This window comes from Sphingomonas sp. 320_CC, from assembly GCF_059691795.1.
The window spans coordinates 828057-853149 of record NZ_JCAWAE010000001.1; the positions used below are offsets into that span (position 1 = coordinate 828057).

The 25093-nt window shown below is 67.1% G+C and carries 21 protein-coding genes; 15 read left to right on the top strand and 6 right to left on the bottom strand.

Annotation, left to right across the window (positions count from 1 at the left end; translation table 11 throughout):
• Positions 1–386 precede the first annotated feature (386 nt).
• Positions 387–1364, bottom strand: coding sequence for an AraC family transcriptional regulator (locus AC59GX_RS03765; protein WP_497300857.1), 978 nt, complete (start codon positions 1362–1364; stop codon positions 387–389).
• A 51-nt stretch (positions 1365–1415) separates the two neighbouring features.
• Between AC59GX_RS03765 and AC59GX_RS03770 the strand changes: the two genes are divergently transcribed.
• Positions 1416–2387: an SDR family NAD(P)-dependent oxidoreductase gene (locus tag AC59GX_RS03770; RefSeq protein ID WP_497301330.1), complete on the top strand. Its 972-nt coding sequence runs from the start codon at positions 1416–1418 to the stop codon at positions 2385–2387.
• Positions 2388–2423: 36 nt separating this feature from the next.
• Here the strand turns inward: AC59GX_RS03770 and AC59GX_RS03775 are convergent, their stop codons facing one another.
• Positions 2424–2870 (bottom strand): Rrf2 family transcriptional regulator, encoded by a 447-nt coding sequence (locus AC59GX_RS03775; protein WP_497300859.1) that lies wholly within the window; start codon positions 2868–2870, stop codon positions 2424–2426.
• Positions 2871–3141: 271 nt separating this feature from the next.
• Between AC59GX_RS03775 and AC59GX_RS03780 the strand changes: the two genes are divergently transcribed.
• From AC59GX_RS03780 to AC59GX_RS03820, 9 genes are all read left to right on the top strand, one after another.
• Positions 3142–3558 carry a group III truncated hemoglobin gene (locus AC59GX_RS03780; RefSeq protein WP_497300861.1) on the top strand — a complete coding sequence of 139 codons (417 nt, stop codon included), beginning with the start codon at positions 3142–3144 and terminating at the stop codon, positions 3556–3558.
• Entirely contained in the window at positions 3558–4769 is a 1212-nt protein-coding gene (gene hmpA / locus AC59GX_RS03785) for an NO-inducible flavohemoprotein (RefSeq protein ID WP_497300862.1), read from the top strand. Before AC59GX_RS03780 ends, hmpA begins: the two co-directional genes overlap by 1 nt.
• Before the next feature lie 413 nt (positions 4770–5182).
• The gene (locus AC59GX_RS03790) at positions 5183–6394 is read left to right on the top strand and encodes a bifunctional alpha/beta hydrolase/OsmC family protein (RefSeq protein ID WP_497300864.1); all 1212 of its coding nucleotides are present in this window, start codon (positions 5183–5185) and stop codon (positions 6392–6394) included.
• 272 nt (positions 6395–6666) lie between these two features.
• The gene (locus AC59GX_RS03795) at positions 6667–7167 is read left to right on the top strand and encodes a DsbA family protein (RefSeq protein ID WP_497300866.1); all 501 of its coding nucleotides are present in this window, start codon (positions 6667–6669) and stop codon (positions 7165–7167) included.
• Positions 7164–7505: a UBP-type zinc finger domain-containing protein gene (locus AC59GX_RS03800; protein WP_497300868.1), complete on the top strand. Its 342-nt coding sequence runs from the start codon at positions 7164–7166 to the stop codon at positions 7503–7505. The genes AC59GX_RS03795 and AC59GX_RS03800 overlap by 4 nt, the downstream gene beginning before the upstream one ends.
• A 254-nt stretch (positions 7506–7759) precedes the next feature.
• Positions 7760–8041, top strand: coding sequence for a GNAT family N-acetyltransferase (locus AC59GX_RS03805; protein WP_497300870.1), 282 nt, complete (start codon positions 7760–7762; stop codon positions 8039–8041).
• Between the two features lie 7 nt (positions 8042–8048).
• A complete protein-coding gene (locus AC59GX_RS03810) occupies positions 8049–8486 on the top strand; it encodes a DUF1810 family protein (protein WP_497300872.1) in 438 nt (145 codons plus the stop codon).
• A gap of 54 nt (positions 8487–8540) precedes the next feature.
• On the top strand, positions 8541–9173 hold the full coding sequence (gene wrbA / locus AC59GX_RS03815; RefSeq protein ID WP_497300874.1) for an NAD(P)H:quinone oxidoreductase: 633 nt from the start codon (positions 8541–8543) through the stop codon (positions 9171–9173).
• A 58-nt stretch (positions 9174–9231) separates the two neighbouring features.
• Entirely contained in the window at positions 9232–11094 is a 1863-nt protein-coding gene (locus AC59GX_RS03820) for an ATP-binding protein (RefSeq protein ID WP_497300876.1), read from the top strand.
• Here the strand turns inward: AC59GX_RS03820 and AC59GX_RS03825 are convergent.
• The gene (locus AC59GX_RS03825) at positions 11040–11708 is read right to left on the bottom strand and encodes an FMN-dependent NADH-azoreductase (RefSeq protein ID WP_497300878.1); all 669 of its coding nucleotides are present in this window, start codon (positions 11706–11708) and stop codon (positions 11040–11042) included. The two genes, AC59GX_RS03820 and AC59GX_RS03825, sit on opposite strands and share 55 nt — an antisense overlap.
• Before the next feature lie 19 nt (positions 11709–11727).
• On the bottom strand, positions 11728–13146 hold the full coding sequence (gene pdxR, locus AC59GX_RS03830; RefSeq protein ID WP_497300880.1) for a MocR-like pyridoxine biosynthesis transcription factor PdxR: 1419 nt from the start codon (positions 13144–13146) through the stop codon (positions 11728–11730).
• Between the two features lie 616 nt (positions 13147–13762).
• Between pdxR (AC59GX_RS03830) and AC59GX_RS03835 the strand changes: the two genes are divergently transcribed.
• Entirely contained in the window at positions 13763–19312 is a 5550-nt protein-coding gene (locus tag AC59GX_RS03835; protein WP_497300881.1) for a trifunctional serine/threonine-protein kinase/ATP-binding protein/sensor histidine kinase, read from the top strand.
• On the opposite strand, the gene AC59GX_RS03840 is transcribed toward AC59GX_RS03835, so the two are convergent.
• Positions 19281–19718: a response regulator transcription factor gene (locus AC59GX_RS03840; protein WP_497300883.1), complete on the bottom strand. Its 438-nt coding sequence runs from the start codon at positions 19716–19718 to the stop codon at positions 19281–19283. The two genes, AC59GX_RS03835 and AC59GX_RS03840, sit on opposite strands and share 32 nt — an antisense overlap.
• Before the next feature lie 27 nt (positions 19719–19745).
• Positions 19746–20420, bottom strand: coding sequence for a response regulator transcription factor (locus AC59GX_RS03845; RefSeq protein WP_497300885.1), 675 nt, complete (start codon positions 20418–20420; stop codon positions 19746–19748).
• Between the two features lie 222 nt (positions 20421–20642).
• Between AC59GX_RS03845 and pdxR (AC59GX_RS03850) the strand changes: the two genes are divergently transcribed.
• The 4 genes from pdxR (AC59GX_RS03850) to AC59GX_RS03865 all read left to right on the top strand — a co-directional run bounded on the left by pdxR (AC59GX_RS03850) (position 20643) and on the right by AC59GX_RS03865 (position 24577).
• Positions 20643–22064: a MocR-like pyridoxine biosynthesis transcription factor PdxR gene (pdxR, locus tag AC59GX_RS03850; RefSeq protein WP_497300886.1), complete on the top strand. Its 1422-nt coding sequence runs from the start codon at positions 20643–20645 to the stop codon at positions 22062–22064.
• A 618-nt stretch (positions 22065–22682) separates the two neighbouring features.
• Positions 22683–23144, top strand: a complete 462-nt coding sequence (locus AC59GX_RS03855; protein ID WP_497300888.1) for a carboxymuconolactone decarboxylase family protein — start codon at positions 22683–22685, stop codon at positions 23142–23144.
• Between the two features lie 108 nt (positions 23145–23252).
• Positions 23253–23699: a DoxX family protein gene (locus AC59GX_RS03860; protein WP_497300890.1), complete on the top strand. Its 447-nt coding sequence runs from the start codon at positions 23253–23255 to the stop codon at positions 23697–23699.
• A gap of 449 nt (positions 23700–24148) precedes the next feature.
• A complete protein-coding gene (locus tag AC59GX_RS03865; RefSeq protein ID WP_497300891.1) occupies positions 24149–24577 on the top strand; it encodes a hypothetical protein in 429 nt (142 codons plus the stop codon).
• The last annotated feature ends 516 nt before the right edge of the window (positions 24578–25093 follow it).

The following is a 25093-nucleotide window of genomic DNA, read 5'->3' on the forward strand; positions in this document are numbered from 1 at the left end:
CATTGTTGCTCTCTAGCGGAGGAGGCCGGGTTAACCCCGGCGGTTGATGCGGCGGCTTGGAAGTCCCACGTCGCTTCCGCCCTTAGACCATGGGCGAAAAGAGGCTGTTAGGACCGAGAGGTGACGCTCGCAATGTACCAAGAGCGAGCATATGACGTCGAGCTTGGTACAAGATGGCGTTGGTTTCGATCGCGCACCGGCGGGGGCTGACATCGGTACCGCGATGACGTGAGCGCATTGGAATGCATTTTCAGGGCTTCGTGGGCGTCACCGATTGACCGGCCGCGTAATCGGCAGGGCCGACAGGTGGGGAGTGGCCGCCGGCAAGGGTCGGAAGCCGTCGCGAGCGGGGCGGCCGAGCATCCCACCTTTGGGACGCGCGACAATCAATCGGGTCGCCGTCGGCCCTCATGCCGGGTCGCCTCTAGCACCGATCGTCGCGGCGAGTGGCCGAACACGCGCTTGAAAGCGTTGCCGAAGGCGCTTTCGGAAGCATATCCGTAGCGCTGGGAGACTTCCGCTATCGACTGCCGTCGCGTGAGCATGTCACGACGCGCCAATCGCATCCGCCACCGCACGAGATACTCCAACGGAGGCATTCCGACGCGTTCGCGGAACCGTTGCGCGAAGCTCGATCTCGACATGGCCGTGCTAAGGGCCAACTGGCTCAAGGTCCAAGGGTGCGCTGGCGTCTCGTGCATGAGGCGGAGCGCTTTGCCTATCCTTGGATCGGCGAGGGCGTGGAGCCACCCCTCCCGTGTTTGATCAGAGAGTAACAGGTGGGCTCGGATCAGTTCGATGAACATCAGGTGCATCAGTTTCGCCGCGCTCGCGCTATGCCCGGCATCGGTGCCCTCAGCCTCCACTGTGAAACGGGTGAGGAGCCATCGCATCGCGGAAGCACGTTCGGATCCCGCGGGGAGAAGGATGCAGTCGGGCAGCGCATCGACAAGGATCGCCGACGACGCGGCGTCGAGCGTCATCCTTCCACCGACCACGTGAAAGTCCGCTCCGTCGCCCATCGTCGCGACGGCTCCCTGCGTGGCGCGGAAGACTTCTGCCGCGTCGACTGGGGGGATCACGAGGTCGGCCGCCATCGTAAAGGGCAGCCCGCGCGCGAGCAGAAAGCAGTCGCCCGCTGCGAGCCTGATTGGGTCGGCACGCCCGTCGATCGCCAACCAGGCCGTGCCCGACAAAACAGCGTTAAATTTCAGGCCTTCATGGCCGCCGACGCGCAGGGACCAGTCGCCCCCGGCCTTGAGGCTGGTGGATACGAAAGTTTCAGCATCGAGGAGCGACAGTACATCGGACAACGGATCGGCCATTGTCGGATTATTGATATACAAATCGAGACTTTCAAGCATAGATAATCCAATATCCTGGCGTTATTTTGGTCGCCAAGGAGAAACGTGAACATGACGAGCCTACAACGACCGCTGGGTTCCGGTTTCAATGCGTTCAGCACGGCCCAGGACGTTATCCGTGACATCGACCTGAGCGGCCGGACTGCGATCGTCACCGGTGGCCATTCAAATCTCGGGCTGGAGACAGCGCGCGTTCTGGCGGGGGCCGGCGCCCGGATCGTGATCACCGCCCGCGACCCGGAGCGCGCGCGGTATGCTCTGTCGGCGGTGCCCTCGGCGACGATCGAGCAGGTCGACCTGCTGGACGCCCGGTCGGTCGACGCGTTCGGCACCAGGTATCTGGCCACCGGTCGAGCGTTGGACATCTTGGTCAACAACGCGGGCGTCATGGCGACGCCGATCGGGCGGGATACGCAGGGGAACGAGTCGCAGTTCTCCACGAACCACCTTGGGCACTTCCGTCTGACGTGCAGGCTTTGGCCTGCGCTGCGCCGGGCGTGCGGCGCGCGAGTGGTGTCGCTATCGTCACGTGGCCATCAGATCGCCGATCTGGACTTCGACGACCTCTCCTTCGACCGCCGGGCCTATGACAAGTGGGCGGCCTATGGTCAGTCCAAGACCGCCAACATACTCTTCGCGCTAGAGCTGGATCGTCTTGGTGAGCGGCACGGCGTTCGAGCCTTTTCCGCCCATCCTGGGTCGGTTTTAGGCCCGCTGGCGCGCCATCTGACCAGCGCTGAAATCGACTCCTTCGGCGCACGTGATGGCGAGGGCCGTCCGGTCATCGACCCAGGACGCGATATGAAGACGCCGGAGCAGGGGGCCGCGACCTCGGTCTGGTGCGCCACCGCCCCCGTGCTGGACGGCATGGGCGGCGTTTATTGCGAGAACGGCGACGTCGCCTCGGTCTTGCCGAAGGGGGTGATCGGTCAGCCTGGCGTGGCCGACTATGGAACGGATGCGGCGAACGCCGAACGGCTTTGGACCGTGAGCAGCAGGCTGACAGGCGTCGATCTGGAATAGGGGCGGGAGAAGTCCGGTCCTGCCAGCGGCGGCGTCTCAGATGTCGGCGATGACCTCGCCGAGTGATGAGGCGCTGCCGAAGAGGTTGCGCATGTCGACTCTGCGGGAGAGGATGTCGGCCAGCGTGTAGCGGTCGAGGACGCCGAGGAACGCCTGCGTCGCTTCGCCCAGGATCCGCGGCACGGTGCAGGCCGGAGCGACCAGGCAGTTGGTGCAGTCCACCAGATCGAACCCCTGTTCCGTTCGACGCACAAGTTGCCCGAGGGTAATCTCGTCGGCGGGGCGGCCGAGGCGAAGCCCTCCGTTCCGGCCGCGGATGGTCTCCAGGAATCCGCCCTGTCCGAGATGCTGGACGACCTTCATGAGGTGGTTTTTGGATATCCCGTAGGCACCGGCGATCTGAGCTATCGACGAGAGTTCGTCGTGCGCGCCGACGTGCAGCATGATCCGGATGCCGTAGTCGGTGTAGCGCGTCAGTTGCATGGCGGCCGCCCACGCGTCGCGACGCCCCAGCCGAGAGCGGAGGCCGTTGCGCGGGCCGTCGGGACCCGCGTTCCCGTGGTCCGGCCGGTACCGTCTTCTTCGTCCGAAATCCGCATCATCCGGTCCATCGCTCCCATGCCCAACCCGTCGTCCGAACGTTTTTAACGATTAGATGCATTTTCGCTACTTGTTTTAATCTACGGCTCGGGCGTAAAGATGCATGCGCAATGCATCATTATCTGATGCATTCGGGAATCGGAGGATTTCGCCCATGAGCACGACACATTCCGCAGGCATCACCGACGAGTCAGTGCGTCTTCTCGTAGAGCGCTTCTACGACCGCGTTCGAGCCGACCCGGCGCTGGCCGGGGTGTTCGCCGAAGAGATGTACGACGCGCGTCCGGGGGAGGCGCACCTCGAAGAGTTCTGGTCGTCCTTCGTCGGCGGCACCGCGAGCCGCGGCGGTTATCCGGTGCAGCTGCACCTCCGCCACGCCGGTCAGCTCACGCCCGACCTGTTCCGGCGTTGGCTGTCGATGTGGCGCACGAGCATGGCCGAGATGGCGTCACCCACGCCCGCCGCTTCGATTCGTCCCACGGCGACGAGGGTCGCCGGAGACCGTCTTCCGACCGTTCACATCCACCAGCGGCCAGCTGCCGCGACCTACGCAGATCCAAGGACCGCATGATGACTAAGGCACTCAGCGAAACGACCGTCGCACTGGTAAAGGCGACCATACCTGCCCTGATCGAGCACGGGCCGAACATCACGCAGACGATGTATGCGCGGCTGTTCGAGGACGCGTCGGTCCGCAAGCTCTTCAACCACGCCAACCAGGGGGAGGGCGGGGCGCAGGTCCATGCGCTGTCGGCGGCCATCCTCGCCTACGCCCAGAACATCGACAACCTTGGTGCCGTGCTGCCCGTCGTCGAGCGCATCGCGCAAAAGCATATCGGCTATCATATCCTGCCGGAGCACTATCCGCACGTCGCAACGGCGCTGCTCGGCGCGATCCGGGAGGTCCTCGGTGCCGCGGCGACCGATGAGATCGTGACCGCATGGGGCGAAGCCTACTGGTTCCTCGCCGACATCCTGATGGGCCGCGAGAGCGCGCTTCGCGCGGAAATCTCTGGCACGCCTGGCGGTTGGACCGGTTGGCGGCGTTTCGTCGTGGTGGACCGCATCCAGGAGAGCACGCTGATTACGTCGTTCATTCTGCAGCCGGCGGACGGCGGATCCGTCATTCCCCACAAGGCGGGCCAATACCTGACGATCCGCTACGATCCGGAGGGGGTCGCGTTCAAGCGAAACTACTCGATCTCGTCCGGACCGCAGACCGACCAATACCGCATCTCGGTAAAGCGCGAGTCTCGCGGGAACGGTGGATCGTTGTTCCTACACGATCGCATCCAGATCGGCGACGTGGTCGAGTCAACCCCTCCGGCGGGGGACTTCTTCCTGGAGGACGAGCCGCAGCGGCCGGTCATCCTGCTGTCGGGGGGAGTGGGCCTGACGCCGATGATCAGCATGGTCGAGGAGATCGCCGCCCGTCATCCCGCGCTGCGGACCTACTATGTGCATGGAACCACGAGCAGCGCGACGCACGCGATGGACCGCCATGTGCGCGATCTGGCGTCCACTCACGGCAACATCCGGGTCCACACGTTCTACAGTGATCCGGGCGAAGGTGACGTCGCTGGCACCACGCACGACGAGGACGGGTTCGTCTCGATCGATTGGCTTCGCGCGAATGCACCGCTGGCGGACTCGGACGTCTACCTCTGTGGCCCGAAGCCGTTCCTGCGCAGCTTCGTGAGCGGCCTGCTGCTCGCCGGCGTTCCGGCGTCGCGTCTTCACTACGAGTTCTTCGGACCGGCGGACGAACTGCTGGCCGCATGAAAGGTCGGGCTGCGCGGTTTATGGGACTGGTGCAGCCGGACCTGCCTCCCTCCGACGCCGCGATACGCGGCTGACCAACGAAGGATGCGCTCCTTCGTCCCCGGCCACCGGATCGTGTGCGGCACGCGCTCGTATGACGGATCCGGGTTGCCCTTGCTGAGGCGTGATTCTTCTCCCTCGCCGCGGACCCCGTCGCATTCGGGCATTGGTATACCAAGATTGTCAGGTCTCGGAACTGATGCCGTCTCCGCTTCGCGCATATAAGGTTTTGTGGACCATAAGCAGCAATGGGACCCGAGCGATGCGTTGTTCGTGGAAGAGGCTGCGGCTTTGTTTAGGCGTGCTTGGCGAGAGCGAGTCCACACCGTTACCCGGCGACGATCCGAGAGCCGCCTGAACGCTAGGAGACGGCCGTGCCGACCACCCAATTCGATTTCGTGAACCACGCCGGCGACCGGTTGGCGGGCAAGCTGGAGATGCCTGCCGGCCCGGCCAGAGCGTGGGCTCTGTTCGCGCACTGCTTCACCTGCGGCAAGGACAACAAAGCGGCGGTGCGGATATCGCGTCGCTTGGCCGGAGTTGGCATCGGCGTGCTCCGCTTCGACTTCACGGGGCTAGGGGCCAGCGGCGGCAGCTTCGGCGACGCGACGTTCGCGTCGAACGTCGACGACTTGGTGGCCGCGAGCGACGCGATGGGCGCGGCTGGGATCGCCCCCTCGCTCCTTCTTGGCCACAGCCTGGGAGGTGCCGCCATCCTGGCTGCGGCCGGCCGGCTACCGCAAGCGCGGGCGTGCGCGACTATAGCCGCTCCGTTCGACACGGCCCATGCGATCGGACTGTTCGGCGAGGACGACCTTGCCCGAATCGAGGAGGAGGGGAGCGCGCGCGTCACGCTGGGCGGGCGCTCGTTCGTCGTGGGGCGGGGGTTGATCGAGGGGTTGCGGACGGGCGGTCAGGCGGCGGCGATCGCCAGTCTCCGGCGGCCACTCCTGATCCTGCACTCGTCGGTCGATCAGATCGTCGGGATCGAGAACGTGACCAGCATATACGTCGCGGCGAGGCATCCGAAGAGTTTCGTGTCGCTGGACGGTGCCGACCATCTCCTGTCGGATCCCCGCGACGCGGACTTCGCAGCCGACGTCATCGGAACATGGGCGTCGCGGTATCTGCCGGCGGCGGCTCCGATCGCCAGCGAGGGATACGACGCCGAGGCCGAGGAGACGGGGCTGGGCAAGTTCCAGCTGGCGATGCGCGCCGGACAGGCGAACTTCATCGCCGACGAGCCGGAGTCCGTCGGCGGCCTCGGCTCCGGCCCGACCCCCTTCAACCTGCTTTCGGCGGCGCTCGCCGCCTGCACTACGATGACCCTGAGGCTGCACGCGATGGCCAACGGCCTTCCGATCGACCGCATCAGCACTTCGGTGTCGCACCGGAAGGACGGTGATGCCGAGCGATCGGACCTGTTCAGCAGGCGGATCGTGATCGATGGCGAGATTGACGAGGCGCAGTGCGCCGCGATGCTCGGCGCCGCCGATCGCTGCCCGGTGCACCGCACCCTGGAGCGTGGGTCGCGGTTCTCGCCGCCGGTGGTCGAAGGGAAGTCCTTCCGGCCGGATGCGCCATGAACATCGCGTGGTCGGAGATGTCGGGATGACCAGACCCGTGAACATCGATGTGATTGCCGACGTGTCGTGCCCCCGGAGCGCGATCGGTCTCGCTGAGCTCAGGCGCGCGCTCGTGCTGAGTTTCGGCCTGATCGACGCCGAGATCGTGCTCCGTCCCTACGAACTGAACCCGTGGATGCCTGCAGGCGGTCAGAACCTGATGGAGTATTCGGCGTGGATGCACGGCATGGATCCCGCGGCGTTCGACCGGCGGCGCGCCGTCCTGCGCGAACGTGCAGCTGAGGCCGGCGTCGACATGGCGATCGCTGCGGACAGCCAATACGTTCGACGCGCATCGACTCCTCCGCTGGGCTCGTCCGCAACGGCGGCAGCTGCAGCTCGCCGAGGAGCTCCATCGGGCGAATTGCGGCGCGAACCTCGACCTTGGCGACCACGCCGTCCTGGCGAAGGCGGCGGGCGCGGCTGGGCTCGACAGGTCCGCGGCGCGGGCGCTGCTGGAGTCGGACGGTTCGCGGGCGACGTCCGGGCGGAGTTGGCCGGTTGGAGAGCCAAAGGCGTCAGGTCCGTTCCGTCGATCGTGTTCGATGATCACTACGTCATGTCGCGCGCCGTCTCTGCAGCGGCCTTCCCGGACATCCTCGAGGGGATCGCGTCCGAGGTGCCGCTGGACGGCGCGGTCTGGCACACCGTTGCCGGGGCGGAGACTTGATCGCGTCCAAGCCTGCGGCACTTCGCTGATGCTCATCCCCAACGAGAAGGATTCCACGACATGATGAACGGCATAGATCCCACGGTCGCGCCTTCCGGTGACGGCTGCGTCGAGTGCCTCGCTACCGGGGGCTGGTGGTTCCACCTGCGCCGATGCGCGCAATGCGGCCACGTCGGCTGTTGCGACTCCTCCCCGAACCGCCACGCGACGGCCCACTTTGAGGAAACCGGGCACCGCGTCATGCAGTCGTTCGAGCCCGGTGAGGACTGGTTCTGGGACTACGCATTGGGCCGGGAGGTCGAAGGACGGGAGCTGGCGTCGCCGCACAGCCACCCCTTGTCACAGCCGACTCCGGGCCCGGCGGGCGCTGTGCCGGCAGACTGGATGATAGTGGTCGGCTGAAGCGGGCTCGTCAGCGAAGAGAGTTCGCCGACGGGGGGCAATTGCGGGCGGGCGCGGTGCGCGACGGCATCCGCCAGGCACCCAGCTCTGCCGTGAACCCGGCGTGGGGTCGCGGTCCGTCCGGCGCGGCGCTCGGCCGCCGGGCTGGCGGCGGTCTTGGTATAGCGTCATCCTCGGTTCTCGGTTCTGGAGCAGTGCGAGCACGCCCCCTAGTCAGGTCGTGGCGATCGCGCCGGCAGCAGGGAACGATGCTCATGGACACGACGGTGACGGAAAACGTCGGGATGCATCGCTTCGAGCTCAAGATATCTCCCGACGCGATCGCCGCCGCCTACTACCGGGACGAGGGGGGGCGGGTCGCGCTAATCCACACCGAGGTGCCATCCGAATATGCCGGGCATGGCATCGCGACCAAGCTCGCGGCGGGGACGTTCGAGCTTATCCGGCGCAGTGCGCGGCGCGCGTTGATCCGATGCCCGTTTATGAACGCGTTCTACGCCAATCATCCCGAATACTCCGACGTCGTGGACGGATGAACAGCCGATGACGATGATCGACGACGAGTATCGGCTGCATCGCTTCGTGACGGCCCAGGCGCCCGTCTACGACGAGGCGCTGGCGATGCTGCGCCACGGCGTGATGTGCACGCCGCACATGGACTTCATCTTCCCCCGGTTGACCGGCGTCTATGTTGAGGCGCGCAGTTCCGACTTCGGAGTCGGCTCCCTAGACGAGGCGCGGGCCATCCTCGAGTTTCCGACCCTCGGAGGCCGTTATCGCGAATGCCTCGAGACGTTGGGCTGGTTGGCCGACATCTCGCCCATCGTCCTCTTCGGCGAAGCCGACGTCCGAAGGCTGCATGCGAGCCTCACGCTCTTCGCGGAGGCGACCGGAGAGCCGGTCGTTCGATCCATGTTGACGATCTGGTTCGGCGACCTCGCCGATGGGCCGACGATAGACGCGCTGTCACGCTCAGGCTGACTTTCCCCGGTGAAGCCGATCCCGCCTTCATCAATTTTGAAGCAAGGAACCAAGATGGACGCCACCAAGGTATTGATCGCCTTCTACTCCCGCTCTGGCGTCACCGAAGCGTTGGCCCTTGCCGTTGCCGAGGGTGCGCGCGCCGCAGGAGCGGAAGTCCGCATGCGTCGCGCGCGGGAGTTCGTCAGCGCGGAGACCATGGCGCTCGCGCCGGGCTGGTCCCAGCAGGCGAAGGAGATGAACGCCCGTTACGACGCTCCATCGGAAGCCGATGCGGAGTGGGCGGACGCGATCATCTTCGGGACGCCGACGCGTTTCGGCTCCGTCGCCGCCGAGCTGAAGGCCTACATCGACAGCCTCGGCGGCATCTGGTTCCAAGGCAAGCTGAACGGCAAGGCCGGCTCCGTGTTCGGAACGTCCTCGACGCAGCACGGGGGTAACGAGTCGACGCTGATCTCGCTCTACACGCCGCTCGCGCATCTCGGGCTCATCATCGTGCCGCTAGGCTATGCCGACCCCGCGATGTTCAAGAGCGGCACGCCCTACGGGGCGTCCGCCGTGTCCAACAACGTCGGTGCGCTGCCGACGGCGGACGACGTGGAGGTGGCCGAATTCCAAGGCCGCCGCGTGACGTTCGTGGCCACCGCGCTAGCCGCGGCCCACATCACGGACACGCCTGCGCGATGAAGCCCGCGGGCGCGTCCGGCGGCGCAGCCGCGATCTCCTCGGGTCTGGCTGCACGACCGTGAACGCGCCCGCAGGTTCGCGCTCTGGGGCGCATGGGCGCACTGGGGTCGGGCCGAAGCCGAACGCGCGGCTCGTCGTCGGACTCGGAACGGCCTTCGTCTGTCTGCTGGCGTTGATCGCGATGCTCGGCGTCCTCGCCCGGCGCGAGGGCAGGCTGTCCGATGCCGCGACGGAGCTGCGTACGTTGGATCTGCTGCTGGCGGGCGAGACCGAGCGCTCGTTCCAGAGCGTGGGGTTGGTGCTGGACGGAGTGGCGTCGCAGCTCTCCTCCGGTGGTGCGCTCAGCGTCAGTAGCCTGTCGCGGCTCGGAACCTCCGAAGCGATGCACGAGACCCTGCGGGCCCGGCTGTCGGGTCTTCCCCAGCTCGACGCGGTCACGATCGTGGCCACCGACGGAACGATCCTGAACTATTCCCGCGAGTGGCCGGTGCGGTATTGGAACCTCGCCGACCGGCCATACTTCAAGGCTGTGGCTGCGAGGCGAGGCGACGCCCCTTATCTCAGCGATGCGCTGGTCGATCGGTTCACCAGGCAGCCTACGGTGTATCTCGTGAGGCGTCTGAACGATGCGAAGGGGCGGTTCGTGGGCATCGTCATCGGGGCGGTCCGGCTCAGTTACTTCAGGCGCTTCTACGAATCCCTCCATCTGGCGCGTGGCCAGTTCATCGCGCTGCGACAGGCTGACGGCCGAACCATAACGGTCTTTCCGGCAGGCCCGGGCGATCCCGTCAGCGGCTCCACAGCGGCCCTTGTCCCGAGCGGCCGTTACGGTGTTGGCGGGATGTACGAGGTGGCGGGCCGTGGCGGTGGAGCGCCGTCTCGGCACCTGGTCGCGGCCACAGTTACGTTCGCGCCATCGATCCGGGTGGAGATCGGCCGGAGCGAGGCCGAGGTGCTGGCAGGCTGGCGGTCCGAGGCGTTCGCCGTGGGGATCGCCGTTCTGCTTGCGGCGAGCCTGACGGCCCTCGCGCTCTGGGCCATGCTCCGACGCTGGCACGCGCTCGAGCTCGTCGCGTCGGCGGCTTTCGATCGGGCGCGGGCGCTGATGGCTCAGCGCGACCTTGAGGATGCATTGGTCCAGGCGCAGAAGATGGACGCCATCGGCCAGCTGGCCGGTGGGATCGCGCACGACTTCAACAACATGCTCGCGGTCATCTCGGGGTGTCTGCAGGTTCTGCGCCGAAGGATCGGCGTGTGCGAACCGGCCGTTGAACGGTGCCTGGACAATTCCGAGGAGGGGGTGCGCCGTGCGACGGCGTTGACTGCGAGGTTGCTGGGTTTCGCCCGCAAGGAGCAGGTCCGGTGTTCGGCGGTCGACGTGGACGCCGTGATCGGGGGCCTGACGGACCTGCTGGACCGGACGCTCGGTGGCGGGGTCATCGTCGAGACCTCCACTGGTTCGGGGTCCGCGCGCGCCTGCGGCGACGAGAGCCAGCTGGAGAACGCCATCCTGAACCTGTGCGTCAACGCGAGGGACGCCATGCCTGGGGGTGGGCGGCTCACCATCTCCACGGAGCGGATCGATCTCGTCGCTAACGACGCTAGGGCGGTCGACCTGGCCATGGGGGGCTACGTGCGGATGTCCGTCGCCGACACGGGGTCCGGCATTCCTCCCGATGTGGCCTCGAGGATATTCGAGCCCTTCTTCACGACCAAGGTGGCTGGCCGTGGCACCGGTCTGGGGCTCAGCCAGGTCTTCGCCTTCGCCCGAGATTCGGGTGGCGGCGTAAAGGTCGAATCCGCGGTCGGCGAGGGGACGACCTTCCACATCTATCTACCGGTATGGCGGGAAGGGGACGGGGACGATCAGGCGGCGGCCTTGGACCGTTCGGGCGCCGCGGCCCATGCGCTGGCCCACTGATCGGCGACGACGTCCAGTTCATCGCGCGCGCGAGCGAGGGCTTCCCGGATCGCCTCGTCGGAGGCGAACTGCACGGGTTGGGCATCCACGAACACGGGATCCTCGACCCCGATGAAGCCGAACGCCGCCTTGAGCGCGGGGGTCAGCGCGTCGAGGCCGGCGAGCGGCGAGCCGGCTCGGAGATCCACGCCTCGCGTGGTCAGGAACAGCACCTTGCGGTTCGTCAGCTGCCCTTGGAACTGTCCGTCCGGCGTCACCACGTAGGTTATGCCGCCCCTCACGATCGCGTCGATGTATGCCTTGAACGCGGACGGCATGGACCAGTTGTGCATGGGCATCGCGAACAGCAGCGCGTCGGCCGCCAGCAGGGTCTTGCAGAGCGCGTCCGAGCGGGCGAGCGCTTTGCGCATCGCGTCGGTCCGCTCGGCCGCCGGCGTGTAGGTGGCGGTGGCGAAGGCCTCGGTGATGTGCGGCGGCGCCACGGCGACGAGATCGAGATGGTCGACGGAGAGGGTGTGGACGTCACGACGCAGCCGTTCCACGAAATGCCTCGCCAGATCCCTGGAGATCGACTTGCCCTGTCTCAGACCGGCGTCGACGTGCAGCAGCTTCAACTGTTTTCTCCCAAACTGATCATTCCGCATCCGCCAGCAGCTTCCGGAGCGACGCGCAGGCCTTCTCGAGGTTGCTCTTGGCCAGATTGGTCACGCCCAGGACGAATCCCGGCGAGTGCTCCGGCGTGCTGCTCCAGATCGACAACGGCAGGGGGGCGATGCCGAGTGGGATGCCGCGGGCGGCGAGCTCGACGTCGTCGGTGCCCTCGGGAAAATGCTTCAGCAGGGCCAGACCCGCGAAGGCGTCGACCCCGAAGTCCGAACCCAGGCATCGCTGGAGCGCGTCGCGCCGCTCCCGGTAGAGCACTTTCATGTGACGGAGGTGACGCAGGTAGTGTCCTTCGGACAGGAAGGCGGCCAGCGCCAGCTGAGTGGTCGTGTTGGGGGCGGGGTTCAGAAAGGCCGCCACTTCCCCGAAGCGTTGCGCGAGAGATGGCGGCGCGATCAGGAAGCCGAGGCCGAGCGCCGGACTGAGGGTCTTCCCGAAGCTGCCGATGTGGATCACGCGACCGTCCGGATCGGTGCTGGCCATCGCGGGCACCGCGCGCCCGGACAGCTGCAGCTCGCTAAGATAGTCGTCCTCGATGATCCAACCGTCCTCACGGACCGCCCACGCGAGCAGCGCGTGTCGGCGCTGCGCGGAGAGCGCGACGCCAGTCGGAGCCTGCTGCCCCGGGGTCACGACAGCGATCGCGGCGTCGGGCGCGACGCGGACGCCGTGATCGACCTGGATGCCCTCCTCGTCGACCGGAACGTTCACGGCCTTCATTCCCGCCAACCCCAGCGCGATGCGCGCCATCGGGAATCCCGGATCCTCCATCCAGGCCGAGCGGCCTTGGATCTGGAGCGTGGTGATCGCTAGGCTGAGGCCGTTCTTGTAGCCGCTGGTGAGGATGATCTGGTCCGGGTGGCTGCGGATGCCGCGCGCGATGGCCAGATAGCTGGCGATCTGCGTCCTCAGGTCGGGATGACCGCGCGGATCTGTCTCGCCGACCGGCGCCATGGCGTCCTCGCGCACGGACTTGGTGCGCATGCGCGACCACAGCTTGGCGGGGAAGGCGTCCTGCGCCGGAACGCCCATTTGAAACGGGAGCGGCTTGAGGTAGAACCCTCTCGTGAAGCCCTGCATCGGTGCGGGGATATCCAGGAACGGCTCGGGCGACGATCCGATCTTCCGCTGCGCGACGCGTGTCCCTGACGCGCCGGAGGACACGACGAGCTCCTCGTCGATCAACCGCTCATAGGCCGTCTTCACCGTTCCGCGGGCGACGCCGAGCTGGGTCGCCATGTCGAGCCATGAGGGAAGACGCGCTCCTGCCTCGAGCCGGCCCGCGTGGATGGCGTCGCGGAGGTTGGTGGTGATCTGCTCCGCGATGGGCATCGCGCGCGACCGATCGATGACGATGTCGTGTTTCTTCGCATTCGGAAGTGCCGGCATGTCAAAACCCTGGTGGTATGGTCGCGTGGTTGGAATGGTCCGACTATGACCTCCAGCGCGTCGCGTGTCGATGAACCGGGCTGCTATCTTTAGTTACCAACGTATTCGAACGCGCCAGGCTCGCCGCGTGTGTTGGCGAGCCCTTTTCGCGCCCACGGCCCTATGACCCAAGAACGGGATCGGATGGGCATCTTGGTACAGTGCGTTTACGACATCTCGCACCTGTGTGGAGGCGACGGTTCCTCGGATAGGTGGAAATTGCGTACGGGCGGCGCGGCTGGATCCGGGCTTGGCTCGCCGCCCGCGACGGACGCCGGCGGTGGGTCGGTCGACGGGGGTAAGATCACATGCGACGCGATGTCCCCGGTCGTGTGAGACGGGTCCGGGCTGCAGGACGTGGGCGGCGGTCGTTGCCGATCTCGGGTAGGCCGACCGCCTGCGTGACGGCGGGATTTTGCCCACGCAATGGATTCGGCCGCTTCGTTGGCGTCGCCGCGGCGGAACCCGTCGCGCCGCGAGAGGGAACCGCTGATCTGAAGACGGAGCGTCCGGCAGGGTCGCCGGCTCCGGCGCGTCGATCCCTGGGCAGGACGGGCCCGGTCCGCGGCGGGCTCCGATGAAGCGCCTCTTCGAGATGGGCGTGCAGCGCGACGTCCAGCTATTGGGCGGGGACATCGGCATGAGCCGCGGCACCTATGAGGACGCGGCGGGCGACGTGGACCGCCGCGTCCTGCTGGCGTTTCCCGTGTCGGATAACCCCGCGCGCGCGACCCTCGACCGCTTGACACACGAATACCATCTCCGGAGCGTCCTGGACGGCGCATGGGCCCTGCTGCCGATCGATCTGAAGCGGGTGCGGGGCTCGACGGTGCTCGTGCTCGAGGATCCGGGCGGCGAGCTCCTCGTTGGGCGGGTGGACCGGCCGGTGGAGATCGTCTGCTTCCTCCCGCTGGCGTCGAAGATGGCTGCCGCTTTGGGCGGCGTGCACGCGCGCGGTCTGATCCATCGGGACGTGAAGCCGAGCAGCATCATGGTCGGTTCGGTCGATGGAAGCGTGCGCTTCACCGGCTTCGGGCTCGCCTCCCGTCTCGTCCGCGAGCGGCAGGAGCCGGCCCCGCCGGAGACGATAGGCGGTACCTTGGCCTACATGTCGCCGGAGCAGTCGGGGAGGACCAACCGGTCGGTCGACGCGCGCAGCGACCTCTACTCGCTGGGCGTCACATTCTACGAGATGGTCACGGGCGTGCTGCCGTTCACGGCGACCGACCCCATGGAGCTCGTGCACTCCCACATCGCGAAGAGGCCCGTTCCCCCGTGCGAGCGGCTGGCCGCCGTGCCTGACGTGGTATCGGCGATCATCATGAAGCTGCTGGAGAAGACGCCGGAGGAGCGTTACCAGACGGCGTCCGGTCTAATGCGCGACCTCGACCGCTGTTCGGTGGCGTGGGCGGCGTCCGGCCGCATCGATCCGTTCGAGCTCGGGCTATATGACTGCCGGGACCGCCTGCTGATCCCGGAGAGGCTGTATGGTCGCGAACGCGAACACGGGATCGCGATGGCATGCTTGGCGCGCGTGGTCGCGTCGGAGGGCCCGGAGCTGATGCTGGTGTCGGGATATTCCGGGATCGGCAAGTCGGCCGTGGTCGAGGATCTGCGCAAGGCGCAGTCCCGGCCGCACGCGTTGTTCGCGTCCGGGAAGTTCGACCAGAACCAGCGCGAGGACCCGTACGCCACGCTGGTTCAGGCGCTCCAGGGACTCGTCCGGCTGCTGCTCGGCAAGACCGAGACGGAGCTTGCCGAGTGGCGCAACGTGTTCCTGCAGGTGCTGGGCCCGAATGGAAGGCTGATCACCGATCTGATCCCCGAGCTGAGGCTCGTCGTCGGCGATCAGTCTCTGCCCGCCGAGCTTCCTCCCCTGCAGGCCCGCGTCCGCTTCCAGTCGCTGTTGCAGCGGGTCGTCGGCGTGTTCGCGCGGCCCGAACACCCGCTCATCCTGTTCCTCGACGATCTCCAGTGGGTCGACGTAGCCACGCTGGACCTGCTCGAGGACATGCTGACGCGTTCCGAGCTCGCGAACCTGCTGCTGATCGGCTCGTATCGCGACAACGAGGTCGGCGAGGGCCACCTGCTCAGGCGCAAGCTGGGCGCGATCAAGTCGGCCGGGGGGAGGGTGACCGAGGTCGCCCTGGGGCCGATGTCGCGCGATCACGTCGCCGAGATGATATCGGACGCGCTGGAGAGCGGCACGGAGGAGGTCGCGACGCTGGCCGAGCTCGTCCATGACAAGACCGAGGGCAACCCCTTCTTCGTCGTCGAGTTCCTCCTGTCGCTCGCGGAGAACGACCTGCTGACGTTCAGCCATGAGCTCGGTCGCTGGTCCTGGGACGTCGGTCGCATCGAAGCGCAGCAATACACGGCCAACGTCGTGGACCTGATGGTCGACAAGCTCGCGAGGCTTCCCGGCGACACGCAGGCGGCGCTGAGGGAGCTGTCCTGCCTGGGGAACGCCGCCGACGTCGAGACGCTGGCGCTCGTCCTCGAGGCGGGCGCCGCCGAGGTCGACGCGACGATGTTCCCCGCGCGCCGCCTCGAACTCGTTCAGCGCACGCCCCACGGCTACCGCTTCACGCACGACCGCGTGCAGGAGGCGGCGTATTCGATGCTGTCGGACACGCTTCGGGTGGCGGCCCACCTTCGGATAGGCAGGCTGCTCGCCCGGAATGTCCCGGCGGGGGGGCGTGAGCCGGCAATCCTGGACGTCGTCAACCAGCTCAACCGCGCGGCGGCGCTGATCGATTCCCCGGAAGAGCGGGCGGAGTTGGCGGAGCTCAATCTGGTGGCGGGCAAGCGCGCGAAGGCGTCGGCCGCCTATGCGTCGGCTCTCAGCTACTTCGCTGCGGGGGCCGCGAAGCTCGGCGATGGCGATTGGGAGCGTCGGCGGGATCTAGCCTTCGCGCTAGAGCTGCAGGTCGCGGAATGCGAATTCCTGACCGGCCTCCCGGTCCAGGCGGACGAGCGGTTGGCCGCGCTGCGCCACAGGGTCGCCGACCTGACGGAGCTGTCGGCGGTGGTGCGCCTGCGCGGGGAGATCTTCGTCACCTTGAACCAGCCCAGGGAGGCGGTGGACGTGGGGCTCGAGTTCCTTCGCCAGATCGGCACCAACTGGTCCGCGCACCCCACGCGGCAGAACGTCGAGGACGAGCACGCCGAGTTGCGCCGCAGGCTTGCCGCGCGCCCGATCGCGTCGCTGGGCGGCCTCCCGCCGATGGAGGATGAGGCGGCGTTGGCTACGATGGAGGTGCTGCTGCAGCTCGCTCCCGCGGCGGTGGCGACGAACGACAACCTGCTGTGCGTCATCGTCTGCCGGATGGGCATCCTGAGCCTCGACCACGGCGGGAATGACGGATCCTGCGCCGCCTACGTCTGGCTCGGGATGGTGCTGGGGCCATATCTCGGTGATTACCGGTCGGGGTTCGAGTTCGGCCAGCTCGGCCTCGAACTCGTCCAGCGGCAGGGTCTGGAGCGCTTCAGGGTGCGCGCCTACATGCTCTTCGGCGCGCACGTGAATCCCTGGGCCCGGCATGTCCGGGAGGGGCGGCCGATGCTCCAGCGGGCCTTCAACGAGGCCAACCTGGTCGGGGACGTCATCTTCGCCGGGTTCAGCTGCTGCAACCTCATCACGATACTGCTGGCGGCGGGCGACGATCTTGAGGCGGTCCAGCGGGAGGTCGAGTTCGGCCTGGAATACGCGCGGGATCACCAGTTCAGCTTCGTAGCCGACCTCATGGCGCCTCAGCTCCAACTCGTGCGCACGCTGCGGGGGACCTTGCCGACGCTGGGGCGCTTCGATGGCGGGGGCTTTAGCGAGGTCGAGTTCGAGCGGAGGATCGAGACGCTGCCCGTCGCCGGGTGCTTCTACTGGGTGCGCAAGCTCCAGTCGCGCTTCCTGTCGGGCGACCACGCGGAGGCGCTGGACGCGGCGGCCAGGGCCGAGCCGCTGCTCTGGACCTCGACCGCATCGCTGGAACTCGCGGAATACCACTTCTTCGCCGCCCTGGCCCGGGCGGCGCTGCACGGCGACGCGGACGAGGTGGCGAGGTCCGTGCACATGGACGCGTTGCGGGCGCACCGCGAGCGTCTGGAAGGGTGGACCCGCAACTGCCAGGTGAACTTCGAGAACCGTTCGACCCTGGTCGGCGCGGAAATCGCCCGGATCGAGGGCCGGATCCCGGAAGCGATGAGGCTTTACGAGCGCTCGATCCAGGCGGCGGGGGAACATGGCTTCGTCCATCATCAGGCGCTCGCGAACGAGCTGGCCGCCCGTTTCTACCGGGAGGAGGGGTTCGAGACGATCGCGCGCGCCTATCTGCGTGAGGCGAGGGAGGGCTATCTCCGGTGGGGAGCCGTGGGGAAGGTGGAACAGCTCGATCTGATCATGCAGAACGTGCGCGGTCCGGCGCAGGCGTCCGGTCCGGGCACCCACTCGACCTCCCTGGTCGAGAGTCTGGACCTGGCGACGGTCATCAGGGTGGCCCAGGAGATTTCCGGCGAGACCGCGCTCGACAGGCTCATCGACACCCTGATGCGCACGGCCATGGAGCATGCCGGCGGCGAGAAGGCGGTGCTGCTGCTGATGGAGGACGGGGGTCACCGCATCGAGGCCCATGCGCTGATCGACGCGGACGGTCTCGTGGTGCATTCGCGTCACGAGGTCGCGCCCGAGGCTTCGGTGCCGCATTCCGTCCTGCGCTACGTGGCGCGGGTTCGGGAAAGCGTGATCCTGGAGGACGCCCTGGCGCCGAACACGTTCTCGGACGACCCCTATTTCGACCGCAACGACGTCCGGTCGCTACTCTGCCTGCCGCTGATCAACCGCACGCAGCTGATCGGGCTCCTGTACATCGAGAACAATCTGGCACCCCGCGTGTTCACGAGCGAGAGGTTGGCCGTCCTCAAGCTCATCGCGCTGCAGGCGGCGATCTCGCTGGAGAACGCCCGCCTGTACCACGGCATCGAGGAGCGCGAGTCCAAGATACGGCGGCTCGTCGAATCGGACGTGATCGGGATCGTCATCTGGGACCTTGACGGAAACCTCATCGATGCGAACGACGCGTTCCTGAGCATGCTGCAATACGATCGAAGCGATCTGGAGGCAGGGCTCCGCTGGTTCGACATGACGCCGCCGGAATGGCAGAACGTGCATCTGGAGGAGGAGGCCGAGGAGCTGAAGACGACCGGGGCGATGAGGGCGCGCGAGAAGGAATACTACAGGAAGGATGGCACTCGGGTGCCGATCCTGATCGGTGCCGCGGTCTTCGAGACCCAGTCGGATCAGGGGGTCGCCTACATCCTCGACCTGACCGATCTCAAGCGGGCGGAGTTCGAGGCACGGGAGAACGAGCGGCGGTATCGCGAGGCGCAGCTCGAGTTGGCGCATGCGAACCGGACCTCGACCCTCGGACAGCTCACGGGCTCGATCGCGCACGAGGTGAACCAGCCCATCACGGCGACGGTGACCAACGCCCAGGCCGGGCTCCGCGAGCTCCAGAGCCGATCCCCCGACATGGTCGAGATACGGGAGGTGCTCGAGAGCATCGTCAAGGACGGCATTCGCGCCGGCAACATCATCGCCAGGATACGCGGGCTGATCAAGAAGTCCCCGTCGACCGAGGAGGAGTTGGAGATCAACGATCCGATCAGGGAGGTGATGGAGCTGATGCGGGGAGAGGCTGACAGGAATTCCGTCTCGGTCCGCCTCGAGCTGTCGGACGCGCTGCCGGCGGTGCGTGGGGACAAGGTCCAGCTCCAGCAGGTGATACTGAACCTGATCATGAACGCCGTGGAGGCCATGAGCCTCGAGCACGGGGGACCCCGCGAACTTCTCATCACGACCGGGCAGGCAGCGGACGGCGACGTCGTCGTCACTGTGAAGGACAGCGGCCCCGGCCTTGCGCCGGACGCGGAGGAGGAGGCCTTCGAGGCGTTCTACACGACGAAGGAAATGGGTTTGGGCATGGGGCTGTCGATCTGCCGATCGATCATCGAAGCGCATGGAGGCCGCATCTGGGCGGGTGCCAACGGTGAGGGCGGGGCCTTCCTCCGCTTCACGCTTCCCGAAGCCGGCGGCGCGGATCTCAGCGCGGCAGTTCCATCGCCTGCCGGATGAAACCCGTGAGTATCTCGGCGTCGAACGGTTTGCTCAGGAAGCAGAGGGCGCCGGCCGCGAGCGCGCGTTCGCGGCTCCTGTCCTCGGGAAACGCCGTCAGGAAGATTATGGGGATGCGGTAGCCCAGCGCGGACAGCCGCGCCTGCAGCTCCAACCCGCCGACCCGCGGCATCCGGACGTCGGATATCAGGCAACGGGTCGTCCCCAGCACGGGGGACCGCAGGAATTCCTCGGCGGATGGGAAACCGTGCACGTCGTAGCCATCGATCCGCAGCAGCTTGCTGGTCGCGCCGCGGACGGAATCGTCGTCGTCGACGATTGATATGACACCTTGTTGCGGCACGTGGTCGTTCCAGCCTTTCAGTACATTGCTCCGGCGATGGCCGCCGACCCGTCCTGGACCCATTGGCGGCGTCAGGAAGGGAAGGTTGGGCTATCGCTCCCGCGTGATCGGCGGGCCGGGTTCCCGACCTTTCAGGCGGTCGGCCATCCTGACCAGCTCCGCGATCGAGCCCGCGTTCATCTTCCTCATCACGCTCCCCCTGTGCATCTTCACCGTCATCTCGGTCAGCCCCAGCTGCCACGCGATCTGCTTGTTCAGCATTCCGTTGGTCGCGAGCGCCATCACGTCCCGTTCACGGTCGTTGAGGGCGTCATGACGGGACCTCAGGACGCTCAGCTCCGCCGCTTCGGCCCGTCGCGCGCGGTCCTTGCCGATCGCCGAAGCCACCGCGCCCAGCATGTCTCCGGCCAGGAACGGCTTAGTCAGGAAGTCGGATGCGCCGGCCTTCATCGCCTGGACGGACATCACGATGTCGCCGTGGCCGGTTATGAACACGATGGGGATCTGGACGCCCGCGCTTATGAGGTCGCCCTGCAGGTCGAGGCCGCTGCGCCCGGGGAGGCGGATGTCCAGCACGAGGCAGCTCGGCAGGTCGGGAAGCTCGGCCTGCAGGAGGGCGTCGGCGGACTCGAACACCTGGACCGGCAGGCCTTCCCTCCTGAAGAGGCGGCGCAGCGCGTCGCGGATGGACGCGTCGTCCTCGACGATCAGAACCACGCAATCGCTGGTCGAGCCCATGCCCATCGGTCGCGACGCTTCAGGCATTGTGTCTCCGCCGCGATCGCCCGATCGGCTTCCCCAGGGAGAATGCTCGAAGCCCCGGAAGCCCGACCGTGGAACTGCGCTTGCCATGGTTGAGGTGTAGTCTGCGGCGCGATCCGTTACGAACTATCTAAAGATAGACGCCCGCGCAATCGACACGGCTCCGGCGTGGATGCATACGGGGCTCCGCCACGTCCGTCGAAGCCCTGGCTGGAAGGGGGACCCATGACCAAGCTCCTAGCTGCCACGCGGTTGTCGATCGCGATAGATCGCACGCGTTCCGTCTCCATCACCGAGCAGATCACCAGCAACCTTCGCGATGCGATCGTCGAGGGTCGGCTGGAGCCCGGCGCGCGGTTGCCGTCGTGGCTCGACATGGCGACGCAGCTTGGCGTGGCGCGTGGCACGGTGAAGGCGGCATATGAGCGTCTCGTGGACGAGGAGCTGGTCGTTCCCGCAGGCGCGGCCGGCACCAGGGTGGCGGAGATGCCGTGCAGCCTCCCCGCCGCGACTCCCGTTGACATCCCGCGTCCGTTGCTGGGCGTCGAGCTCGGTTTCTATCTCAAGCCCTTGCCGTTCCAGATGGGCGTACCGGCGCAGGACGCGTTCCCGCACAAGCTCTGGTCGCGGATGCGCACGCGGGCCGTCCGCGACGACGCGATGGCGCCGGTCGGGCCGGCCGATCCTCGCGGCCATCCCGAACTGCGGGCCCAGATCGCCAGCTACCTGGCCATCGCGCGCGGCATCCGCTGCCTTCCCGACCAGATCATCCTCACGAACGGCTACAAGAACGGGCTCTGCCTGGCGGTCCTCACGCTCCAGGCGTTCGGGCGGACGGCCTGGATGGAGGATCCCGGCTTTCCGATGGCGCGCACGGGCCTGGAGCTGGCCGGCATGAAGGTCGTGCCAGTCCCGGTGGATGGGGAGGGTATCGTCGTGGCCGACGGCGTGGCGCTCGCGCCGGATGCGGCCATCGCGGTCGTCACGGCTGGACAGCAGGCACCCACCGGCGTCGCGCTGTCGCCGCGGCGCCGCCGCGCGCTGCTCGAATGGGCGCATCGCGAGGACGCCTGGATCGTGGAGGACGACTATCTGAGCGAGCTCCAGCTGTCCGGTCGCGCGGCGCCGGCCCTGGCTGGTTCGGACCCCTACGGCCGGGTCATACACATCGGGAGTTTCGGCAAGACGATCAGTCCGGCCCTCGGTCTGGGTTTCGTGGTCGCACCGATGTCGCTGGCGGCCAGGTTCGGCGAGGTGGCCGGCTATCTCTGCCCCGCTCCGAACGCGACCACCCAGCTGGCTCTCGCGAGCTTCATAGCCGACGGTCACTACCTGCGGCATCTGCGGCACATGAAGACGCTGTATCGTGAACGCCGAGACGCCTTGCAGACCTGTCTCGGAAATGGCGGCGGCGCGGAGGCGTTCGCCGGGCTGACGGTGTTGAAGCGTCTTCCGGTCGGGATCGACGACGTCGCGCTCGCGGCGCGGGCGCTGGAGTCGGGCATCGCACCGGTTCCGTTGTCGGTCTGGAGCTCGGATCCCAACAGGGCCGACCCCGGCCTGCTGCTGGGCGTCACCAACCTCAGACCCGGCCAGCTGGAGAAGGCGTGCGCGGCGCTGGAGCGTTTGATCGAGACGGTCCACTAGGCGACCCGTCAAAGGCGATGGGTGCCGTCGCGAAGTTCCGCTCCCGTCCCGCAGGCCGCGTGGCTCGGGCGCGTGGGGCGCCGGTGATCGTCCCGCGCGGACCCGGTGATCGCCCGCCTATGCCGGCCCGAGTATCGCTTCCCGAAGCCGCGCCGGAGCGGCACGAAGGCCGGGCGGGGCCAGGCGCAGGTCCGGTCGGCCACTTGGTACAGCAGGAAGATCGACTTTAGGGTCTACCGGTTCACGGTGAAGAGTCGCAGAACGACGCTCGTCAGACGCTCGGTGGAATGACCGGGCGTCGGGCATGTGGTCGAACGGATCGCCGCGACGTTCCCCCGAACCCGCGTCGTCCCCCTCCGCGGTCCGTTCGACCCGAATGCTTGGAGCGAATGCCGTGGCGGACGGAATGGTGGGTTTGGACCTCCGTTCCGGCCGCTTCACGGAGGAATGACCTGCTCGCCCGGTCCTTCGGGGCCTCCGGTGGGCGTCGCCACTTGGCGTAGCCGCGGTACGGACGATGGTAGTGTTGCCGGCCAAGTCGATCGTCGGCGGGGCCGGTGGACGTCCTCCTGGCGTCCATCGCCGGGGGAGCGCCCATCCTTTCATGAGAGGTTAGACATGAAGACGAGAATCGACAGCCGCAAGGTCGCCCCCGCCGGAATGCAGGCGCTGTTCGGCGTTCACACCTACCTTCATCATCACACGGATCTCTCGAAGGAGCTGATCGACCTCGTCTTCTTGAGGACGTCGCAGATCAACGGGTGCGCGCATTGCATCGACATGCATTCCCGCGACCTGCTCAAGGGTGGGATGGCAGTCGAGAAGCTCGTCCTCGTGCCGACCTGGCGCGAGGCGGAGGGCCTGTTCGACGACTTGGAGCGCGCGGCTCTCGCATGGACCGAGTCGGTGGCGAACGTCGCCACGACCCACGTTCCCGACGAGGACTACGAGGCGGCGCTGGACGTCATGTCCGAGAAGGTGCTGGTCGACCTGACGATCACGATCGGGCTCATGAGCGCCTACAACCGGCTGGGCGTCGCATTCCGGCTCCCACCCGCCACCGTTCAGACCGGCGCCTAGGCCGGACCGGCGTGATTCCAGACTGCCGCGGGGAGCGTCCGACGTCCCGTCGGCGGGCATCGCGCGTCCTGAAACGCACCTGTCGTAGTTGGAAATGCGGTCCAGGGAATGTCCCGGGCCGCCGTGGAAGGATCAATCAATGCCCGTCACCGATCGGATACGGACGTCCCGGCGGCTTCGGCATGGGCGCCGCGCCTCCTGTCGGTTTTCAGGGTGGTCGTCGCCTTCCTGTTCATGTCGCACGGCATCGTTAAGCTGTTCGGATTTCCCGCAGGCGCGACGCCCGGCATCGCGCCGCTCATGAGCCTGGGCGGCTTGGCGGGGCTGCTGGAGCTCTTCGGCGGCGTCGCGGTTCTGGTGGGCATCTTCACACGTCCGATCTCGTTCCTTCTCTCCGGTCAGATGGCGGTCGCCTACTTCCTCGTGCATGCGCCGCAGGGCTTCTTTCCGCTGCTGAACGGTGGCGAGGCGGCGATCCACTACTGCTTCGCGTTCCTGTATCTTTCGGCGGCCGGCGGCGGCGCCTGGAGCGTCGACCGCATCCGTCGCCACTGATCGGCGGCCTACAGACCTCCGCTTGCTCGGTCGCGGCCGACGGCGGCACGACCGGCTCGCTGGCGTCATGCAGGCGAACGGCTTCATCACGGCGATGGTCCTTCTCGATCCACGTCCGGCCCGTCCGGTCGACGCCCCGGCGTCGGCCGGGAGTCGGCTCGTCCGTAGCGGCCCGCCCGGTGATGCCGCTGCACGGCCGCCGGCGCGCGATGATCCGATTTACGTCCGTTCGACTGTCACGGGGGTCAGAACGCCCTGCGTCGACGGTCCTGCGCTCCGACGGATCGAAGGTCTTCTTGGTTGACCGTCCCGTCGTTGATCGGTGCATGTGGTTTGCCGCATCTTGGGTCTGCCGCTTCGACCGGGTTGGGCATACTCCAAAACACTGAGCTGCATGGGATTGCCAGGAGCTGGCCGACCACCCGCGCTCTCGTCAGATGGAGATAGCGATGAACAGATTGCGTTCGGTCGAGCGGGAACCGTCGTATGGCGCGGCGGCGCGCGCGAGCCTGCAGGGAATGGGGACTGCCGTCTCCGAGGGGCGCATGCGGCGACGGCTTCCGCCGGAGCGGCCGGCTACTCTGTCCAGGCTCGAGGAGACCGTCGTCGCGTTGTCCGCCTTCGACCATCCCCGCACGGTGAGGCCGGCCGGACGCGTGGCCCGCGCGTTGCAGCGGCTGTTCGGCAACGACACCGACAAGAGCCTGGCCAATTCGCGGTTGGAAGCCCTCCGGCGCTACGCTCTGCTGTATCGCGTCGAAGGTGCGTCGATGAGTCCCGAGGAGGGCGACATGTTCGAGGCGTCGGGCTTCAGTCGCGCTGCCGGCGCTCAGGTTCGCTGCCTCGTTGATTCCGCCAGGAAGGCGCGTCGAGCCTGAGCCTCCGCCCCGCGCACGGGCCGGCAAGGCGGTGGCGCAAATGCCGACGCGCGGACGCCTGGACCTTCGGTCGTCCAGCCTTGCGGATGGTATAGCTCGAAGCTCCACATTCGGGTCTGTGGGCGCGGCTCGGAAGGCTGCAGAAGCGCCTTCGTCAGGTGCGGGCACGACCATGGTCGACGACGCATCCGACCGTAGCCGAAGCATTGCCGCAACGTCCGCAGCGCTCCCGCGCGGGACGGCGTGGTGCCGTTCCGGCGTAAGAGCGCGCCATGTAGACCGGACATGACGGGGATGATGAACGCAGGGCTTCTCCGGTTTCTCCTGCGGCCGACGAAACGGCAGGCGAGCATCCCGCCGGGTGGCCGGATGGCCCAGTGCTCGCGAGACAGTCCGGCGGACGGGGCGCGCACCCCAGACGCCATCCGAGATGTCCCACCGTCCCCCGGCGGGGCGCTCGATCCTCCAGCGCTTACGGAACGAACCAGTCATGACCCGACCAGCCGAGAAAGTCGT

Coding starts and splice junctions, on each gene's coding strand:
- AC59GX_RS03770 (WP_497301330.1), top strand. CDS start 1,416: ATGACGAGCCTACAACGACCGCTGGGTTCCGGTTTCAATGCGTTCAGC.
- AC59GX_RS03765 (WP_497300857.1), bottom strand. CDS start 1,364: ATGCTTGAAAGTCTCGATTTGTATATCAATAATCCGACAATGGCCGAT.
- AC59GX_RS03855 (WP_497300888.1), top strand. CDS start 22,683: ATGAAGACGAGAATCGACAGCCGCAAGGTCGCCCCCGCCGGAATGCAG.
- AC59GX_RS03840 (WP_497300883.1), bottom strand. CDS start 19,718: ATGGGTCCAGGACGGGTCGGCGGCCATCGCCGGAGCAATGTACTGAAA.
- hmpA (WP_497300862.1), top strand. CDS start 3,558: ATGACTAAGGCACTCAGCGAAACGACCGTCGCACTGGTAAAGGCGACC.
- pdxR (WP_497300880.1), bottom strand. CDS start 13,146: ATGCCGGCACTTCCGAATGCGAAGAAACACGACATCGTCATCGATCGG.
- wrbA (WP_497300874.1), top strand. CDS start 8,541: ATGGACGCCACCAAGGTATTGATCGCCTTCTACTCCCGCTCTGGCGTC.
- AC59GX_RS03775 (WP_497300859.1), bottom strand. CDS start 2,870: ATGCAACTGACGCGCTACACCGACTACGGCATCCGGATCATGCTGCAC.
- AC59GX_RS03780 (WP_497300861.1), top strand. CDS start 3,142: ATGAGCACGACACATTCCGCAGGCATCACCGACGAGTCAGTGCGTCTT.
- AC59GX_RS03800 (WP_497300868.1), top strand. CDS start 7,164: ATGATGAACGGCATAGATCCCACGGTCGCGCCTTCCGGTGACGGCTGC.
- AC59GX_RS03865 (WP_497300891.1), top strand. CDS start 24,149: ATGAACAGATTGCGTTCGGTCGAGCGGGAACCGTCGTATGGCGCGGCG.
- AC59GX_RS03835 (WP_497300881.1), top strand. CDS start 13,763: ATGAAGCGCCTCTTCGAGATGGGCGTGCAGCGCGACGTCCAGCTATTG.
- AC59GX_RS03860 (WP_497300890.1), top strand. CDS start 23,253: ATGTCCCGGGCCGCCGTGGAAGGATCAATCAATGCCCGTCACCGATCG.
- AC59GX_RS03845 (WP_497300885.1), bottom strand. CDS start 20,420: ATGCCTGAAGCGTCGCGACCGATGGGCATGGGCTCGACCAGCGATTGC.
- AC59GX_RS03810 (WP_497300872.1), top strand. CDS start 8,049: ATGACGATGATCGACGACGAGTATCGGCTGCATCGCTTCGTGACGGCC.
- AC59GX_RS03805 (WP_497300870.1), top strand. CDS start 7,760: ATGGACACGACGGTGACGGAAAACGTCGGGATGCATCGCTTCGAGCTC.
- pdxR (WP_497300886.1), top strand. CDS start 20,643: ATGACCAAGCTCCTAGCTGCCACGCGGTTGTCGATCGCGATAGATCGC.